Origin of the sequence: Pseudomonas azotoformans, assembly GCF_001579805.1 — a bacterium.
Lineage (GTDB): Bacteria > Pseudomonadota > Gammaproteobacteria > Pseudomonadales > Pseudomonadaceae > Aquipseudomonas > Aquipseudomonas azotoformans_A.
Genome location: NZ_CP014546.1, coordinates 1,587,292 through 1,603,716, shown reverse-complemented (window position 1 = coordinate 1,603,716; position 16,425 = coordinate 1,587,292). Strand labels below are relative to the sequence as shown.

General features: G+C 61.5%; 15 protein-coding genes and 1 pseudogene. 8 read left to right on the top strand and 8 right to left on the bottom strand.

What is annotated here, in order from left to right; all coding sequences use genetic code 11:
- The first annotated feature begins 9 nt into the window (after positions 1 to 9).
- Entirely contained in the window at positions 10 to 1,797 is a 1,788-nt protein-coding gene (locus AYR47_RS07510; RefSeq protein ID WP_061434756.1) for a KinB sensor domain-containing domain, read from the top strand.
- Here the strand turns inward: AYR47_RS07510 and AYR47_RS07505 are convergent.
- The 6 genes from AYR47_RS07505 to AYR47_RS07480 all read right to left on the bottom strand — a co-directional run bounded on the left by AYR47_RS07505 (position 1,794) and on the right by AYR47_RS07480 (position 7,345).
- A complete protein-coding gene (locus AYR47_RS07505) occupies positions 1,794 to 2,570 on the bottom strand; it encodes an N-acetylmuramoyl-L-alanine amidase (protein WP_061434754.1) in 777 nt (258 codons plus the stop codon). The two genes, AYR47_RS07510 and AYR47_RS07505, sit on opposite strands and share 4 nt — an antisense overlap.
- 88 nt (positions 2,571 to 2,658) lie before the next feature.
- The gene (locus AYR47_RS07500) at positions 2,659 to 4,707 is read right to left on the bottom strand and encodes a GGDEF domain-containing protein (RefSeq protein WP_061434752.1); all 2,049 of its coding nucleotides are present in this window, start codon (positions 4,705 to 4,707) and stop codon (positions 2,659 to 2,661) included.
- On the bottom strand, positions 4,704 to 5,582 hold the full coding sequence (locus AYR47_RS07495; RefSeq protein WP_033899255.1) for an endonuclease/exonuclease/phosphatase family protein: 879 nt from the start codon (positions 5,580 to 5,582) through the stop codon (positions 4,704 to 4,706). The genes AYR47_RS07500 and AYR47_RS07495 overlap by 4 nt, the downstream gene beginning before the upstream one ends.
- 10 nt (positions 5,583 to 5,592) lie before the next feature.
- A complete protein-coding gene (gene dsbA, locus AYR47_RS07490) occupies positions 5,593 to 6,228 on the bottom strand; it encodes a thiol:disulfide interchange protein DsbA (RefSeq protein WP_033899253.1) in 636 nt (211 codons plus the stop codon).
- 168 nt (positions 6,229 to 6,396) lie between these two features.
- The gene (locus tag AYR47_RS07485) at positions 6,397 to 7,008 is read right to left on the bottom strand and encodes a c-type cytochrome (RefSeq protein WP_016978792.1); all 612 of its coding nucleotides are present in this window, start codon (positions 7,006 to 7,008) and stop codon (positions 6,397 to 6,399) included.
- Positions 7,009 to 7,042: 34 nt separating this feature from the next.
- Entirely contained in the window at positions 7,043 to 7,345 is a 303-nt protein-coding gene (locus tag AYR47_RS07480; protein WP_033899251.1) for a c-type cytochrome, read from the bottom strand.
- A gap of 192 nt (positions 7,346 to 7,537) precedes the next feature.
- On the opposite strand from AYR47_RS07480, the gene yihA reads away from it, so the two are divergent.
- Positions 7,538 to 8,179: a ribosome biogenesis GTP-binding protein YihA/YsxC gene (yihA, locus tag AYR47_RS07475; RefSeq protein WP_010207832.1), complete on the top strand. Its 642-nt coding sequence runs from the start codon at positions 7,538 to 7,540 to the stop codon at positions 8,177 to 8,179.
- A gap of 269 nt (positions 8,180 to 8,448) precedes the next feature.
- Here the strand turns inward: yihA and polA are convergent, their stop codons facing one another.
- The gene (gene polA / locus AYR47_RS07470; RefSeq protein WP_061434750.1) at positions 8,449 to 11,226 is read right to left on the bottom strand and encodes a DNA polymerase I; all 2,778 of its coding nucleotides are present in this window, start codon (positions 11,224 to 11,226) and stop codon (positions 8,449 to 8,451) included.
- Between the two features lie 74 nt (positions 11,227 to 11,300).
- Between polA and AYR47_RS07465 the strand changes: the two genes are divergently transcribed.
- Together AYR47_RS07465 and AYR47_RS07460 are read left to right on the top strand one after the other, a co-directional pair.
- The gene (locus AYR47_RS07465) at positions 11,301 to 11,591 is read left to right on the top strand and encodes a DUF2782 domain-containing protein (RefSeq protein ID WP_016978788.1); all 291 of its coding nucleotides are present in this window, start codon (positions 11,301 to 11,303) and stop codon (positions 11,589 to 11,591) included.
- A gap of 56 nt (positions 11,592 to 11,647) precedes the next feature.
- A complete protein-coding gene (locus AYR47_RS07460; RefSeq protein WP_033899242.1) occupies positions 11,648 to 12,601 on the top strand; it encodes a homoserine kinase in 954 nt (317 codons plus the stop codon).
- Positions 12,602 to 12,628: 27 nt separating this feature from the next.
- Here AYR47_RS07460 and znuA read toward each other — a convergent pair whose 3' ends face one another.
- Positions 12,629 to 13,558, bottom strand: coding sequence for a zinc ABC transporter substrate-binding protein ZnuA (znuA, locus tag AYR47_RS07455; RefSeq protein WP_061434749.1), 930 nt, complete (start codon positions 13,556 to 13,558; stop codon positions 12,629 to 12,631).
- Positions 13,559 to 13,616: 58 nt separating this feature from the next.
- On the opposite strand from znuA, the gene AYR47_RS07450 reads away from it, so the two are divergent.
- The 4 genes and pseudogenes from AYR47_RS07450 to AYR47_RS07435 all read left to right on the top strand — a co-directional run bounded on the left by AYR47_RS07450 (position 13,617) and on the right by AYR47_RS07435 (position 16,423).
- Entirely contained in the window at positions 13,617 to 14,099 is a 483-nt protein-coding gene (locus AYR47_RS07450) for a Fur family transcriptional regulator (protein WP_028618648.1), read from the top strand.
- Positions 14,099 to 14,885 (top strand): annotated as a pseudogene (znuC, locus tag AYR47_RS07445) (zinc ABC transporter ATP-binding protein ZnuC). The gene AYR47_RS07450 and the pseudogene znuC overlap by 1 nt, the downstream one beginning before the upstream one ends.
- Positions 14,878 to 15,666 (top strand): zinc ABC transporter permease subunit ZnuB, encoded by a 789-nt coding sequence (gene znuB, locus AYR47_RS07440; protein ID WP_010207821.1) that lies wholly within the window; start codon positions 14,878 to 14,880, stop codon positions 15,664 to 15,666. The pseudogene znuC and the gene znuB overlap by 8 nt, the downstream one beginning before the upstream one ends.
- Before the next feature lie 37 nt (positions 15,667 to 15,703).
- Positions 15,704 to 16,423, top strand: coding sequence for a PA5502 family lipoprotein (locus AYR47_RS07435; protein ID WP_033899234.1), 720 nt, complete (start codon positions 15,704 to 15,706; stop codon positions 16,421 to 16,423).
- Positions 16,424 to 16,425 lie beyond the last annotated feature (2 nt).

Sequence of the window (16,425 nt, the reverse complement as noted above, 5' to 3'; positions counted from 1 at the left end):
CTGTACCTTATGAAGCTAGCGATGAAGCTGCGCACTCGGCTGTTCCTGAGTATCTCAGCGTTGATCACCGTCGCCCTGTTGGGTTTGATCCTGGGCCTGGTCAGCGTCATGCAAATGGCCAAGACCCAGGAATCGCTGATTCGCAGCAACTTCATTACGCTGGACCTTGGGCTCAAGCTGCGCCAGAGCCTGGGCGATCAATTGATCATGATGCTGGAGGAGCGCCCCGACCCCGAGGCGCTGCAAGCGTCCAAGCAACGCTACTTCGACCTGCTCGACCAGGGCATCGCCCATGAACAGCGGGACAATCGCGGGAGTGGCTTCAGTGAGGCCCGAGGCCAGTATCAGGCTTTGTTGGATGCGTTTGACGAGTCCCAGCAACCGACGCCCCCTCCAGGCTCCAAGGAAAAACTCACCGACACCTTCAATACGTTGCGCAACGGCCTGATCAACGAACACAAGCAGGCGTTGGAGAACATCAGCAACAGCGAACACAAATCCCGCGAACGTGCGCTATTAATCGCCGGATTGCTGGGGTTGGTGGGGCTCGCCGTGCTGATCATCGGGTTTGTCACGGCGCATGGTATCGCCCGACGGTTTGGCGGCCCCATCGAAGCGCTGGCCAAAGCTGCCGACAAAATCGGCCAAGGCGACTTCGAAGTGACACTGCCGATCTCGTCCGCAGCGGAAATGAACCAGCTGACCCGCCGCTTCGGCATCATGGCCGAAGCGTTGCGCCAGCATCAGGCAACTAATGTCGATGAACTGCTGGCCGGTCAACAGCGCCTGCAAGCCGTACTCGACAGCATCGACGATGGCCTGCTGATGATTGACCGCCAAGGCCGCCTGGAACACCTCAACCCTGTGGCCCAGCGCCAATTGGGCTGGGACGAGGAACGCCTCGGTCAAGGTCTGGGAGAGGCACTCGTACGCCCCGAGCTGGACGAGCAACTGCAACTGGTCCTGCGCGGCGGTAACCTGGAGCGGGCACCGGACGATCTGGAAGTGGAGGTCGAAGGCGAGCTGCGTCTGCTGACCTACAGCCTGACCCCGGTCAGCCATACCCAGGGGCATATCCTCGGCGCAGTGATGGTGCTGCACGACGTCACCGAACAACGCGCCTTCGAGCGGGTGCGCAGCGAGTTCGTGTTACGCGCCTCCCATGAACTGCGCACGCCGGTGACCGGCATGCACATGGCCTTCGGGTTGTTTCGCGAGCGTGCGAAGTTCCCGGCAGAGTCTCGTGAAGCGGACCTGCTGGATACAGTCAATGAAGAAATGCAGCGCTTGATGCAGTTGATCAACGACCTGCTCAACTTCTCTCGCTACCAGAACGGCCTGCAGAAACTCACCTTGGGCCCGTGCGATGTGACTGACCTGCTGGAACATGCCCGTGCGCGTTTCGTCGAGCCGGCCAAAGCGCAGAACATCGAACTGCTGGTAGAAACGCAATCCGACCTGCCTCGATTGTATGCAGACCAGGCACAGCTTGAGCGGGTTCTGGACAACCTGCTGGGCAACGCCCTGCGCCACACGGCGGCTGGCGGGCAAATTCGCCTGCAGGCGCGTCGTCATGGCGAACGAGTGATTGTCAGTGTGGAAGATAACGGCGAAGGCATCGCCTATGGCCAGCAGGGACGGATCTTCGAACCCTTTGTCCAGGTGGGCCGCAAGAAAGGTGGCGCCGGCCTGGGGCTGGCGCTGTGCAAGGAGATCGTGCAACTGCACGGCGGCCGCATGGGCGTGTATTCGCGGCCGGGGCAGGGCACTCAGTTCTACATGGCGTTGCCGCTTTAAGTTCGGTTCAGCGCGCGCAGGATTGCGGCACTTTCCGCATCCGGTGTGCCGTCAAACAGCGACGGCCGGAAATGCATCTGGAATGCCGCGATCACATGCCGCGTGGCGACATCCAACTCGCCGGTCTGGGGCGTCTGGTAGCCCAGGCGGGCCAGCTCTTCCTGGAACCAGGTAATGCTTGGCAGTTCCGCCGCGTATTGCATCTGGAACCGCGCAACAGCCTGGGCATTCGGCCACACGCCCAACCCTTCATCCGCCAGGTGTTTCCAAGGGAACAGTGGGCCCGGGTCCAACTTGCGAAGCGGTGCGATGTCGCTGTGGCCAATGATGTTCTTGGGGTCGATGCCATTGCGCTTGCTGATGTCCTTGAGCAACACCACCAGGGATTTAACCTGCGCTTCGGAGTACGGGTACCACAAGCGACCGGTCGGCGTGTCCTTGTAGCCGGGATTCACGATCTCGATGCCGATTGAGCTGGAGTTGAGCCAGGTACGGCCCATCCATTCGCTTTCGCCGGCATGCCAGGCGCGCTGGCTCTCATCCACCAGCTTGTAGATGGTGCCGGAGGCGTCGTCGCCGATCAGGTAATGGCTGCTGACCTGGCCGTGGGTGAGCAGTGCCAGGGAGCGTTCAAGGTTGGTGGAGGTGTAGTGGACGACCACGAACTGCACGCGGTTGTCGTGATTCACCGAAGGGTGGCTGGTGTCCAGGCGCGGGCCGCTGGCGCAACCTGCGAGCAGAAGAAACACAAAGGCGAAGTACAAGGATTTCATGGCGGAAGACATTACACTGAAGACGATAATGCAACAGTGTAACGTACCCTTTGTGACCCAACCGTCAAATTACAAAATGGAACATCTTTTAGGCGGCCTGCACCTGGTTCCGTCCCGCCGCCTTGGCTCGGTACAGCGCTTCATCGGCACGTTTGAGCGCCAAGTCACTGCGCTCTCCCGGCTGGAACTGCGCCACACCCATTGAAACGGTGATGGTCACCGGCTCGCCCTTGAAGTGAAACGGACACGCTTCGATCGCGGCGCGCAACACTTCGCCCGCCGCCAGCGCATCCGCCAGGGATGAGTTCGGCATCAACAACACAAACTCTTCGCCACCAAAGCGCGCGATAAAGTCGGTCGAGCGCAGACGCTTGCGCAGCACGTTGGCGATGATCTTCAGTACCTTGTCGCCCGCTAGGTGGCCGTAGCCATCGTTGATACGTTTGAAATGATCCAGGTCCAACATCGCCAGCGACAAGTTGTTGCCACACTGGTGCCAGGTGTTGACCTCCTGATCCAGGCGTTCACTCCAGGCTGCGCGGTTGGGCAGCCCGGTGAGCGGATCGATCAAGGCTTTCTGGCGCTGCACCTCCAGGTGCTCCCGGTAGCCCTGGGCTTCCTGTTCCATATTGGCGACACGCTCGGCCAAGCCTTTCAGACGCGCTGCCGTTTCCTGCTCGCGCAGATCACGCTGCTGCTGGTGCTCGTCCATGGTGCCAAGCAGGCCTTCAAGGTGGCTTTCCAGCACGTGCTTGAGGCTGTCCAGGTCGGCAGCTTCCTGCACGCTGCTTTGCAGGCCATCGACCTGTTCGCGGATCTGCGTGTCCAGCTCGCGGGCGGCAGAACGGCTGTCGGCGTGTCCATCGCTGGCGACCTGCAAGTGCCCCTGAAAGGCTTCAAGCCGCTCGTTGAGCTGCTTGAGATATGCCTCGAACTCATGCTGGCCGCTGTCGGTGATAGCCAGCATCAACACCGCCAGGTCATCCAGGATCGGCAGCAGTTCGTACCAGTTCAGGCCATGGGCCAGGCGCTCGCGCATGGCTTCGGCCTGGGGCCGGTGGCGCTCGGGCAGCGAGAGTTCTTCCAAGAGGCCGAGCAGGGTGTCTTCGATGTGCTTGGCCACAGAGCTGTAGGACGGCTCCGGGGAGTCGGGCAAGGCATAGGTGCCATCCGCTTGCAGCTCGTCGGGATCTGGCTCTTCGACCTCCAGCACCGGAGGAAGCGACAGACTGCCGATGACGGTCTCTTCCGGCGCTTCGACCTGAACCTCAGGTGTTTCGATGAAGGCGGCGAGCGCGCTTTCCGGCGCAGGCTCTTCGACTTGAGGCTCGGGCTCGACACGCGCCAAGGGCGTTTCAAGGAGTGCGGCTTGAGGCGGGGCTTCGTAGACGAAGGTTTCGCTGGAGGGCTCGGCCAACCTGGCGGGCGCTACGGGCTCAATGACAGGGGCGAGCGTTTCTTGAGGCTGCGGCGCAAAGGCGCGCAACGCTTGCGTCAGCTCCTCGGATTGCTCGGGCGGCTGTGGCTCGGTAGCGACCGGCTTAGCCGGCGCAGGCTGCGGAGCCGGGCGGGGCGGCGCCTCGTTCTCCACCGCCTCGTTCGCGACGTCCTTGGCACCAAACAGGCGCTGCAAAAGCCCTGGCCCCGGACGCGGGGTTTCGCCGTCCGGCTCCAGGTTGTTCAGCGCCTGGCCTTGCAGGCCACTCAATTCGCTGAGCAGCAAGGGAATCTCGCGCGCCTGGCTGACTCGGCCGTCTAGCTGCTTGGCGAACGTCTTCAGCGGACGGGCCACTTCACGCGGTAGCGGCAGCTTTTGCAGTTGCGTGACCAGGGACGTCAGCGCGGTGCTGATCTGATCGACTCGGGTTTCACGGCGCTGCTCCGAATCCAGCACCGCCTTTTCCAGGCGCGGCAGCAAGGCGGCGAGGGCGGCGTCCATATCGTCGGTGCGAACAACGTCACGCATTTCCTTCATGCATTGGTCGACGGCGCGGTCAGTGCCTTCAGCGGCCAGGGTGCTGCGCACCAGCCCACGGCGCAGCAGGTCGAGACGGGCGGCCCAACGGCGTTCGAGCTTTTCTTGTTGCTCGATGCTTTTAAGGTATTTTTCTTTCCAGCGCTGGGCGTCGTCGCTCATGCAAGGGGTCCGCGAGGGCCGGAACTCAACGCGGGCAATGCATCAGCCGTGAGCGAACCCGGCAGACGAATCTCTACCGCGACCGGCAGGTGATCGGAGATGGGCTGCGCCAGCACCTGCACACTTTCGAGTGTGAGAGTCGGACTGAGCAGGATATGGTCAAGACAGCGTTGCGGACGCCAGCTGGGGAACGTGGCTTCGGCTTGCGGCGCCAGTAGCCCGAGGTCGCGCAACGGAGAATTTTGCAGCAGGTCGCTGGCATGGGTGTTCATGTCCCCCATCAGCACCTGATGTTTGTAATTGCCAATCAGCTCTCGGATGTAGGCCAACTGCATCGTGCGGGTGCGGGCACCCAGCGCCAGATGCATCATCACCACCACCAAGGCTTCCGGGCCTTCGCCAAACCGCACAAGGATCGCGCCCCGGCCCTTGGGGCCTGGCAGCGGGTGGTCTTCGATGGCGGAGGGCTTCAAGCGGCTGAGCACGCCATTGCTGTGCTGCGCCAGGCGCCCGAGGTTGCGATTGAGTTGCTGGTACCAGTAAGGGAAGGCACCGAGCTGGGCCAGGTGTTCCACCTGGTTGATGTAACCGGAGCGCATGCTGCCGCCGTCGGCTTCCTGCAGGGCAACCAGGTCGAAGTCGTTCAGCAGGTTGCCGATCTTTTGCAGGTTGCCGGCCCGCCCGTTGTGGGGCAGCAGGTGCTGCCAGCCACGGGTGAGGTAATGCCGGTATTTCTCGGTACTGATACCCACCTGGATATTGAAGCTCAGCAGGCGCAGGCGGCTGTCTGCCGGCAGGCCCGTGGATTCCAGGTGATGTTCGTTGACCTGCGGGTCATGCAGGCCAACCCCACGTTCGGTACCCCAGCGGCGCATGACGGGCCCCTTACTTGGCTGCGCGCTCTTTGGCGATCAGCTGGTCGGCAACATTGAGGGTCTGCTCAGGACCACCGGAGGTGCCCAGGTCGAAACGGTATTTGCCGTTGACGATCATGGTAGGAACACCTTGCACGCCGTACTTCTGCGCCAGCTCTTTGGCCTGTTTGATCTGGCCCTGGATGGCGAAGGAGTTGAAGGTGGCCAGGAACTTGTCCTTATCGACACCTTGGGTGGCCACGAAGTCAGCCATTTCGTCTGGCTTGGTCAGGCGCTTGCCTTGCTTCTGGATTGCGTCAAATACCGCGTTGTGGACCTTGTGTTCCACACCCATGGCTTCCAGGGTCAGGAACAACTGGCCGTGGGCATCCCATGGGCCGCCGAACATGGCAGGGATGCGTTTGAAGTTGACGTCCTTGGGCAGTTTCTCAACCCACGGGTTGATGGTCGGCTCAAAGGCGTAGCAATGCGGGCAGCCGTACCAGAACAGCTCCACCACTTCGATCTTGCCTGGTTCCGAAACCGGAACCGGGTTGGCCAATTCAACGTAGGTTTTACCGGCTTCAAGCGGCACGTCGGCAGCTTGTGCGGTCATGCCGAAGAGGCTGGCAGTGACGAGAGCGGCGCTGAGGATCAGATTACGCATGCTTTACTCCTGGACAAATAAAGTCGCCTCACGCGACCTTTGTTGTGACAGGTCTACGCGGGCATGAGTTCGTTAGTGTAACGGCACCGGCCACAAAAAAGGGCGGCCTGGGCCACCCTTTTTATGCTTGCATCGCGGGATTAATCGAGTGTTAACGTTGCGTGCACCTCAGTGCAGGCCCTGGATGTAGCTGGACACCGCCGCAATGTCTTCATCACTCAGCTTGCGGGCGATGGTACGCATGATTGCCGCGTCGCCATCGTTGGCTCGCCCGGCCTCTTCCTTGCGGAAATCGGTCAACTGCTTGGCGATATAGGTAGCGTGCTGGCCGCTCAGGTGCGGGAAGCCGGCGGCGGCGATGCCCGCGCCATTGGGCGAGTGGCAACCGGTGCAGGCAGGCAGGCCTTTTTCCAGGTCGCCGCCGCGGAACAGTTTCTCGCCACGGGCCACCAGTTTCGGATCGGCAGCTCCCACACTGCCCTTCTGGCTGGCAAAATACGCCGCGATGTCTGCCAGGTCCTGATCGCTGAGGTTGGTCAACAAGCCGGTCATTTCCAGGACCGTGCGCTTGCCGGACTTGATATCCTGCATCTGCTTGGTCAGGTAACGCTCGCCCTGGCCGGCCAGTTTGGGGAAGTTCGGCGCCGGGCTGTTACCATCCGGTCCATGGCAAGCACCACATACGGCGGCTTTCGCCTGGCCCGCTGTAGCGTCGCCTGCAGCATGGGCAACACCGGTGATGCCCAAGGTCAACAGCAGACTCACGATCAGTTTGTTCATCAGCTAATCCAACTACGGCTAAGGGGTTTAAGAGTTATCTACCGGGTTTACTCACCATCAACTGAATGACGGCCTGGTAATCCTCAGTACTGCAGTCCATGCACAAACCACGCGGCGGCATTGCCTTGAAACCCTGGGTCACGTGTTGCACCAGCGTGTCCATGCCCTGCGCCAGTCTTGGCGCCCAGGCTGCCTGGTCACCCCGTCTGGGGGCGTTGGGCAACTGGCCGGCATGGCAAGCCACGCAAACTCGGTTGTACACCGCTTCCGGATCCTGTGTAGCCTGAGCGCCGTAAAGCGGGACCAGGACACCGATAGCGAGCAACCACTTGGTCATACGTCGACCATTTCAGGGTTTGAGAGCGTTTTGCGTTCTAATGCGCAATAAAGGTCTATCGCTCCCGTGAACCTCATCCTTCGCTGGGACAAAGCACACACAAAATCTGCGGCATTATATACTGGCGCTACTGAAACGGAAACGACACCGCTTGCCGCACCCTTTTTCGGCACCGCCCACATCGGAAATCTCATGCAACTCAAGAATCCCATCCTCGGTCTGTGCCAACAGTCCACGTTCATGCTCAGCGCCGCCAAAGTTGACCAATGCCCCGATGACGAGGGCTTTGAAGTCGCCTTTGCCGGTCGCTCCAACGCTGGCAAGTCCAGCGCACTGAACACCCTGACCCACGCCAGCCTGGCACGCACCTCGAAAACCCCGGGCCGCACGCAACTCCTCAATTTCTTCAAGCTAGACGATGATCGGCGTCTGGTCGACCTGCCGGGCTACGGATACGCAAAAGTCCCTATCCCGTTGAAGCTGCACTGGCAGCGTCACCTGGAGGCTTACCTGGGTGGCCGCGAGAGTTTGAAGGGTTTGATTCTGATGATGGACATCCGCCATCCGATGACTGACTTCGACCTGTTGATGCTCGACTGGGCGGTCGCCAGCGGCATGCCGATGCACATCCTGCTGACCAAGGCCGACAAGCTGACCTACGGCGCGGCCAAAAACACCCTGCTCAAAGTGCAATCCGAAATCCGTAAAGGTTGGGGTGACGCGATCACCATCCAGCTGTTCTCGGCACCAAAACGCATGGGCCTGGAAGAGGCCTACACCGTGCTGGCAGGCTGGATGGAATTGGCCGACAAGGGCGCGGAACTGGCCGAGTAACTTTTCTGCAGGCAAAAAAAACCCCGGACTTCGTATGGGGAGGGGAAGTTCGGGGTTCAAGTTCCGGACCGCTAGGGCGGGGTCCAGATATCTGCCAACACTTAACACAACATAGGAGCATTGAAGGGCTTCACCACCCATTCAGTAACTCTGAGTAGCAGTTCACGGGTTAAGTTCCGGCAGGTTCGAAAAACTATTTGAAATAACCGACGGCGATTTCCGCACTAAAGCACTCTGCCACCACACAAGGTGATGGCAGAGTCCCGGACTCAGTGCGCTTCGTCCCAGTTGTTGCCCACGCCCACTTCCACCAGCAACGGTACATCCAGCTGTGCGGCAGCGCTCATGTGTTCGCGAATCTTCTCGCTGACTTGCGCCACCAGGTCCTCACGCACCTCCAGCACCAGTTCATCGTGCACCTGCAGGATCACCTTGGCATCCAGGCCTGACTCAGTCAGCCAGTTGTCCACCCGCACCATGGCCTTCTTGATGATATCCGCCGCCGTACCCTGCATCGGCGCGTTGATCGCGGTACGTTCTGCCGCTGCGCGCTCCTGGGGCTTGTTGGAGTTGATGTCCGGCAAGTACAGGCGACGACCGAAGAACGTCTCGACATAACCTTGATCAGCCGCCTGGGCACGGGTGCGCTCCATGTATTCGCGCACGCCGGGATAACGGGCGAAATACACATCGATATACGCCTTGGCCGTCTTGGTATCGACGCCAATGTCCTTACCGAGCTTCTGCGCGCCCATGCCATAGATCAGGCCGAAGTTGATCGCCTTGGCGCTGCGACGCTGATCCGAGGTGACCTCGCCCAGCTCGACCTTGAACACTTCTGCCGCCGTAGCGGTGTGCACATCCAGGTTGTCGCGGAAGGCGTTCATCAGGCCTTCGTCCTTGGACAGGTGCGCCATGATCCGCAGTTCGATCTGCGAGTAGTCCGCCGCCAACATTTTGTAGCCCTTGGGCGCGACGAACGCCTGGCGAATGCGCCGCCCTTCGGCGGTACGCACCGGGATGTTCTGCAGGTTCGGATCACTGGACGACAAGCGCCCGGTGGCCGCCACCGCCTGGTGATAGGAGGTGTGGATGCGCCCGGTGCGCGGGTTGATCTGCTCCGGCAGGCGATCGGTGTAGGTGCTTTTCAGCTTGCTCATGCTGCGGTACTGCATCAGCACCTTGGGCAGCGGATAGTCATCTTCGGCCAGCTTGGCCAGCACTTCTTCGGCTGTGGAGGCCTGGCCCTTGCCGGTTTTCTTCAGTACCGGCAGGCCGAGTTTCTCGTAAAGGATTGCGCCGAGCTGCTTGGGCGAGCCCAGGTTGAACTCCTCGCCGGCGATCTCGAACGCCTGGCGCTCCAGTTCGACCATCTTGTTGCCCAGCTCGATGCTCTGGATGCCCAGCAGATCCTTGTCGACCAGCGCGCCCTGGCGTTCGATACGCGCCAAGACCGGCACCAACGGGATTTCGATCTCCGTGAGCACGCTCGCCAGGCTCGGGATGGCGGACAGTTGTGCAAACAGCGCCTGGTGCAGGCGCAAGGTGATATCGGCGTCTTCCGCCGCATACGGGCCAGCCTGCTCCAGCGCGATCTGGTCGAATGTCAGCTGCTTGGCGCCTTTGCCGGCGATGTCCTGGAAGGCGACGGTGTCGTAGTCCAGGTACTTCTTGGCCAGGCTGTCCATGTCGTGGCGGGTGGCCGTGGAATTGAGCACATAGGATTCAAGCATGGTGTCGAAGGCGATGCCGCGCACGGTAATACCATTCGCCGGATCGCCACCAATGGCACAGTTGGCCAGGATGTTCATGTCGAACTTGGCATGCTGGCCGACCTTGAGCTTGCTCGGGTCTTCCAGCAGCGGCTTGAGGGCCAGCAGCACGGTGTCGCGATCCAACTGCTCCGGCGCGCCGATGTAGGAGTGGGTCAGCGGGATGTAGGCTGCTTCATGGGGCTGGACGGCGAAGGAAACGCCGACCAACTGCGCCTGTTGGGCGTCAATACCGGTGGTTTCGGTGTCGAAGGCGATCAACTTCGCGTCATTGAGCTTCTTCAACCAGATGTCGAAGGTCGCCTGGTCGAGAATCGTGGTGTAGCTCGCCTCTGCTGGCGCCACTGCCTCAACGACTTCCTCAACAGCAGGCGCCGCCTTGAGCTCCACACGCTTGGCGTCACGCTGTATTTCATCAAACCAGCTCTTGAACTCCAGCAGGGTGTACAACTCCAGCAGCTTCTCGCGATCCGGCTCGATCAGGTGCAGGTCATCCAGGCCGACATCCAATGGCACATCGCACTTGATCGTCGCCAACTGGTAGGAAAGAAATGCACTCTCGCGATGCTCTTCCAACTTGGCCGGCAGGGTTTTGGCGCCACGGATAGGCAGGGTCGGCACGATATCCAGCTGCTCATAGAGCTCTTTGATGCCGCCGTTCACGCCGACGAGCAAGCCGGAAGCAGTCTTGGGACCAATGCCCGGAACGCCTGGAATGTTGTCGGACGAATCGCCCATCAGCGCCAGGTAGTCGATAATCTGCTCCGGTGCGACGCCGAATTTCTCCTTTACGCCGTCGATATCCATCGAACTACCGGTCATGGTGTTGACCAAGGTAATGTGCCCGTCGACCAGCTGCGCCATGTCCTTGTCACCGGTCGAGATCACCACCGGGCGGTTGGCTGCCGCGCTGCTGCGGGCCAGGGTGCCGATGACGTCATCGGCCTCGACGCCTTCGACGCAGAGCAACGGGAAACCCAGGGCGATCACGCTCTGGTGCAGGGGCTCGATCTGCAGGCGCATGTCATCGGGCATGCTCGGGCGGTTGGCCTTGTATTCGGCGTACATGTCATCGCGAAAGGTCCCACCCTTGGCGTCGAACACCACCGCGAACGGGCTGTTCGGGTACTGCTTGCGCAGGCTTTTGAGCATGTTCAACACGCCCTTGACCGCACCGGTGGGCAGGCCTTTGGAGGTGGTCAGCGGTGGCAGCGCGTGGAAGGCGCGGTACAGATAAGAAGAACCGTCCACCAGGACGAGGGGTGCTTGGCTCATGAGCAGAATCAACCTTTTCGGCGGGTCAGGCGCTAGAATAGCCGGACCAATGACGACAAAGGGACAAGGTTATCATGCGTACATTCAATCGCCTGCTGTTGACCGGCTTGATTGCACTCGCTCCGATGGCTGCCATGGCGGCAGACAGCGCCCCTGGGGGCGATCCGGAAGTGACCATTCGCACGGAAGGCGACAAGACCATCCAGGAGTACCGCCAAAACGGCTTCCTGTATGCGATCAAGGTAACGCCGAAGGGCGCGCCTCCGTACTTCCTGGTGCGCGCCGACGGAACCGATGCGAACTTCATCCGCTCTGACCAGCCGGATATGCTGATCCCGTCATGGAAGATTTTCGAATGGAAATGATTTCTTAACTTAAATTGGCGCCGCGCATTGCGGCGCCCGTACTGGCAGTTTTAACCATGTCTGTGTTCACCCCCCTGGCTCGGCCCGAGCTGGAAACCTTTCTCGCCCCTTACGGCCTCGGCCGCCTGATCGACTTCCAGGGGATTGCCGCCGGTAGTGAAAACACCAATTTCTTTATCAGCCTGGAGCAGGGCGAGTTCGTCCTGACCCTGGTCGAACGTGGCCCGGTCGCGGAAATGCCGTTCTTCATCGAACTGCTCGACGTGCTCCACGACGCCGACCTGCCCGTGCCCTACGCCCTGCGCACCACCGACGGCGTGGCTCTGCGCGAGCTGAAAGGCAAACCCGCACTGCTGCAACCGCGCCTGGCCGGCAAGCACATCAAGGATGCCAACGCGCAGCACTGCGCGCAGGTCGGTGATCTGCTGGGCCATCTGCACCTGGCAACCCAAGGTGAAAAGGTGTTGGAGCGCAAGACCGATCGCGGCCTGGACTGGATGCTCAGCGAAGGCGGGCAGTTGATTTCGCACTTGAACGACGCACAACAAGGCCTGCTGCAGGATGCACTGACCGAGATCGCAGCCCACAAGGCTGAGATCCTCGCGCTGCCACGCGCCAACGTGCACGCCGACCTGTTCCGCGACAACGCGATGTTCGAAGGGACGCACCTTACAGGGCTGATCGACTTCTACAACGCCTGCTCAGGTCCGATGCTGTACGACGTGGCAATCGCCCTGAATGACTGGTGTTCGGACGCGGATGGCGTGATCGATGGGCAACGCGCACGGGCATTGCTGGGGGCCTATGCAGGTCTGCGACCGTTTACCGCCAAGGAAGCCGAGTTATGGCCGACGATGCTGCGCGTGGCCTGTGTGCGGTTCTGGTTGTCACGCCTGATCGCGGCTGAATCGTTCGCCGGGCAGGACGTGTTGATCCATGACCCGGCGGAGTTCGAGCATCGGTTGGTGCAGCGTCAGCAGGTTACCGTGCACCTGCCCTTCGCACTCTAACCTTTGCAGGAGCCGGCTTGCCGGCTTCTACAAGGACTCCAGGCAACCCGCCAAATCATTGCCCAACTTCTCCAACACCTGCTCATAACCCTGAGCGGTAGCCGGGGTGTAACCACCCAGCGCATCCAACTCCGCCAGCTTCACCGGCAAGCCGGAGACCAGCGTTTCAGCCAAACGCGGACGCAGCGGCGGCTCGCTGAACACGCAGGTCTTGCCCACTTCCTGCAAACGCGTACGCATCGCCGCCACATGCTGGGCGCCGGGTTGTACCTCAGCAGCCACGCTGAACACGCCGGTGTGCTTGAGGCCGTAAGCGTCTTCGAAGTAATCGAAGGCTTCGTGGAACACAAAGTAAGGTTTGCCATCAATCGGCGCCAGGCGGGCTTTCAGGCGAGCATCCAGGGCATCAAGGCGGTCATTGAAGGCCTTCACGTTGCTCTGGTAACGCGCAGCATTGGCCGGGTCGGCGGCAGCCAGGTCAGCCGCCATGCGCGCCGCAATCACCCGAGCGTTCACCGTCGACAGCCACAGATGCGCATCCAGGCTGCCTGGGCGGTGATCGTGGTCGTGTTCGTCGGCTTCATCGGCGTGCGAGTGGCTATCTTCGGCAAAACGACGCAACTTCATGCCTGGCAGGTCCTGCACTGCCACTGTCGCAGTCGTACGACCTTTCAGCACGCGCGGCAGGAAACTTTCCATATCCGGGCCGATCCAGTACAGCAGGTCCACCGACTGCACGCGCCGTACGTCGGATGGACGCAGCGCATAGTTATGCGGCGACGCACCCGGCGGCAATAACACCTCGGGAACGGCAACACCGTCCTGCACGGCCGCGGCGATCAACTGCAGCGGTTTGATGCTGGTCAGCACCTTGACCTCGGCCTGAGCGGCGCTCGCGACGAACAAACTGGTGACAAATACGACAAAAACGGGAAAAAGTCGGGACACGATGACCACTCAATGGCGTAGGAACGGGTAACATAATAACGTCTCTATCAAATGTCTGTCGCCGCTCATGCCTAAAACACCGCTTGCCAGCCGTCCCCACGACCACTCTCACTGCGTGCATACCGCGCTGTCGGAGGCCGATACCCTGTGCACACAGAAGGGTCTGCGCCTGACCGCCCTACGTCGTCGCGTGCTGGAGTTGGTGTGGCAGAGCCACAAGCCGCTGGGCGCCTACGACATCCTCGGCGTGCTCAGCGAGCAGGATGGCCGCCGCGCTGCGCCGCCGACCGTGTATCGCGCGCTGGATTTCCTGCTGGAAAACGGCCTGGTGCATCGCATCGCCTCGCTGAACGCCTTTGTCGGCTGCAGCCACCCGGAACATGCGCACCAGGGCCAGTTCCTGATCTGCCGCGAGTGCCACGCCGCCATCGAGCTTGAACAAAAAAGCATCAGCGACGCCATCATCAAGAGCTCTGCCGACGTTGGTTTCCGGGTCGAAGGGCAAACGGTCGAAGTGGTCGGCCTGTGCGCGGGCTGCCAGGGGGCTTGATGAGCAACGCGTTAATCCGCCTGGAACAGGTCGGGGTCACGTTCGCCGGGCAAGCCGTGCTGGATAACATCGCGCTAAGCGTGGAGCCTGGGCAGATTGTCACCCTGATCGGCCCCAACGGCGCCGGCAAGACCACCCTGGTGCGCGCCGTACTCGGCCTGCTCAAGCCCGACACCGGCAGTGTATGGCGCAAGCCCAAGCTGCGTGTCGGCTACATGCCGCAGAAGCTGCACGTGGATCCGACCCTGCCACTGTCCGTGTTGCGCTTCCTGCGCCTGGTGCCGGGCGTGGACCGTGCCCGTGCGCAAGCGGCGCTCAAGGAGGTCGGCGCCGAGCAGGTGATCGACAGCCCGGTACAAAGCATCTCCGGCGGCGAAATGCAGCGCGTGCTGCTAGCCCGTGCCTTGTTGCGCGAGCCGGAACTGTTGGTGCTGGATGAGCCCGTGCAAGGCGTCGACGTCGCCGGCCAGGGCCGAGCTGTACAGCCTGATCACCCGCCTGCGCGACCGCCATGGCTGCGGCGTGCTGATGGTGTCCCATGATTTGCACCTGGTGATGAGTACCACCGACCAGGTGGTGTGCCTCAACCGTCACGTGTGCTGCTCCGGCCACCCGGAACAAGTCAGCGGCGACCCGGCCTTCGTCGAGCTGTTCGGCAAGAACGCCCAAAGCCTGGCGATCTACCACCACCATCACGACCACGCCCATGACCTGCATGGCGCCGTGGTCGACGATCCCGCCACACCTCATACCCACGTTCATGGAGATAGCTGCAAGCATGGCTGATTTTCTGCTCTACGCCCTGCTGGCAGGCTTGGCTTTGGCGTTGGTGGCGGGCCCACTGGGTTCGTTCGTGGTCTGGCGGCGCATGGCCTATTTTGGCGATACGTTGTCGCATGCCGCGCTCTTGGGCGTGGCCATGGGCTTCTTGCTGGATGTCAGCCCGACTATCGCCGTGACCGTGGGCTGTCTGTTACTGGCGGTGCTGCTGGTGACCCTGCAACAACGCCAGCCACTGGCCTCCGACACCTTGCTGGGCATCCTGGCGCCCAGCACGCTGTCCCTGGGCCTGGTGGTGCTGAGCTTCATGCATGAAGTGCGCATCGACCTGATGGCCTACCTCTTTGGCGACCTGCTGGCAATCAGCACCACCGACCTGGCCTGGATTCTCGGCGGCAGCGCAGCCGTGCTGGTCTTGCTGGTGGCCTTGTGGCGCCCGTTGCTGGCAATCACCGTGCATGAAGAGCTGGCCACGGTGGAAGGTTTGCCCGTGCCGAGCCTGCGCATGGCCCTGATGTTGTTGATCGCCGTGGTGATTGCTGTCGCGATGAAGATTGTCGGCGTATTGTTGATCACGTCGCTGCTGATCATTCCCGCAGCCGCCGCCCAGCGCCATGCCCGTTCGCCGGAGCAGATGGCGATCGGCGCCAGCCTGCTGGGGATGCTTGCGGTGTGCGGGGGCCTGGCGCTGTCCTGGTTCAAGGACACGCCGGCGGGGCCATCGATTGTGGTCACGGCCGCCGCCCTGTTTCTGCTGAGTTTTGTCCTGCCCCGTCGAGGGGTGTAGACTTGCTCGCTTTTTGCGCAAATAGAGAGTCGCAGGAATGAAGCCGTTCACCTCCCGTTATCTGCTCCTTGCCGCATTTTCCTTGCTGCTGGGCGCCTGTCAAAGCACACCGCCCGCCGCCCCCGAGGCCCCGGACGCACGCGCTGCGGCCATCGCGCAGCTGGAACAAAACCTGGCCAGCAGCGAGTTGGCCACCGCCGAAGACCAGTTGGCGGCACTGCAAGCCCAGTCGCCCAACGACCCGGCGCTAGAAAACTATCAGCGCCAATTGGCAGAAGCCTACCTGCAGCGCAGCCAGATCGTGTTGCAAAAGGGTGACGTCAACGCCGCTGCCACCGCCCTGAGCCGCGCCCGCGCCCTGATGCCCAAGGCGCCCGCACTGACCGGCGGCGTCAACAGCGCCATCACCCACGCCCGCAAGGCCGAGTTGGATAAAGCCGAAGCCGCCCTGAAAGCCGCCGAAGCCAAGCCCGCCGCCAAGGTCATCGACCCGGCGGCGCCCAGTACCACGGTGGCGCTGAACCTCACCGATATTGAAGAACTGCGTCATCAGCTGGATGCGATCGCCACCGACGTGGTGAATTACCAGTGCGATGTGACCATCCAGGCGCCGCGCACCCAGGATTACCCGTGGTTGGCCACATTGCTGACCAAACGGGTGAAGCGAATTGATTCGGGGTATGACCTGAAGATTCACCGGCAGATCTTGAAGAAGATCCCGGCGCAGGTGGTGCTGATTCCGCGCAAGGCGGAGTAAGA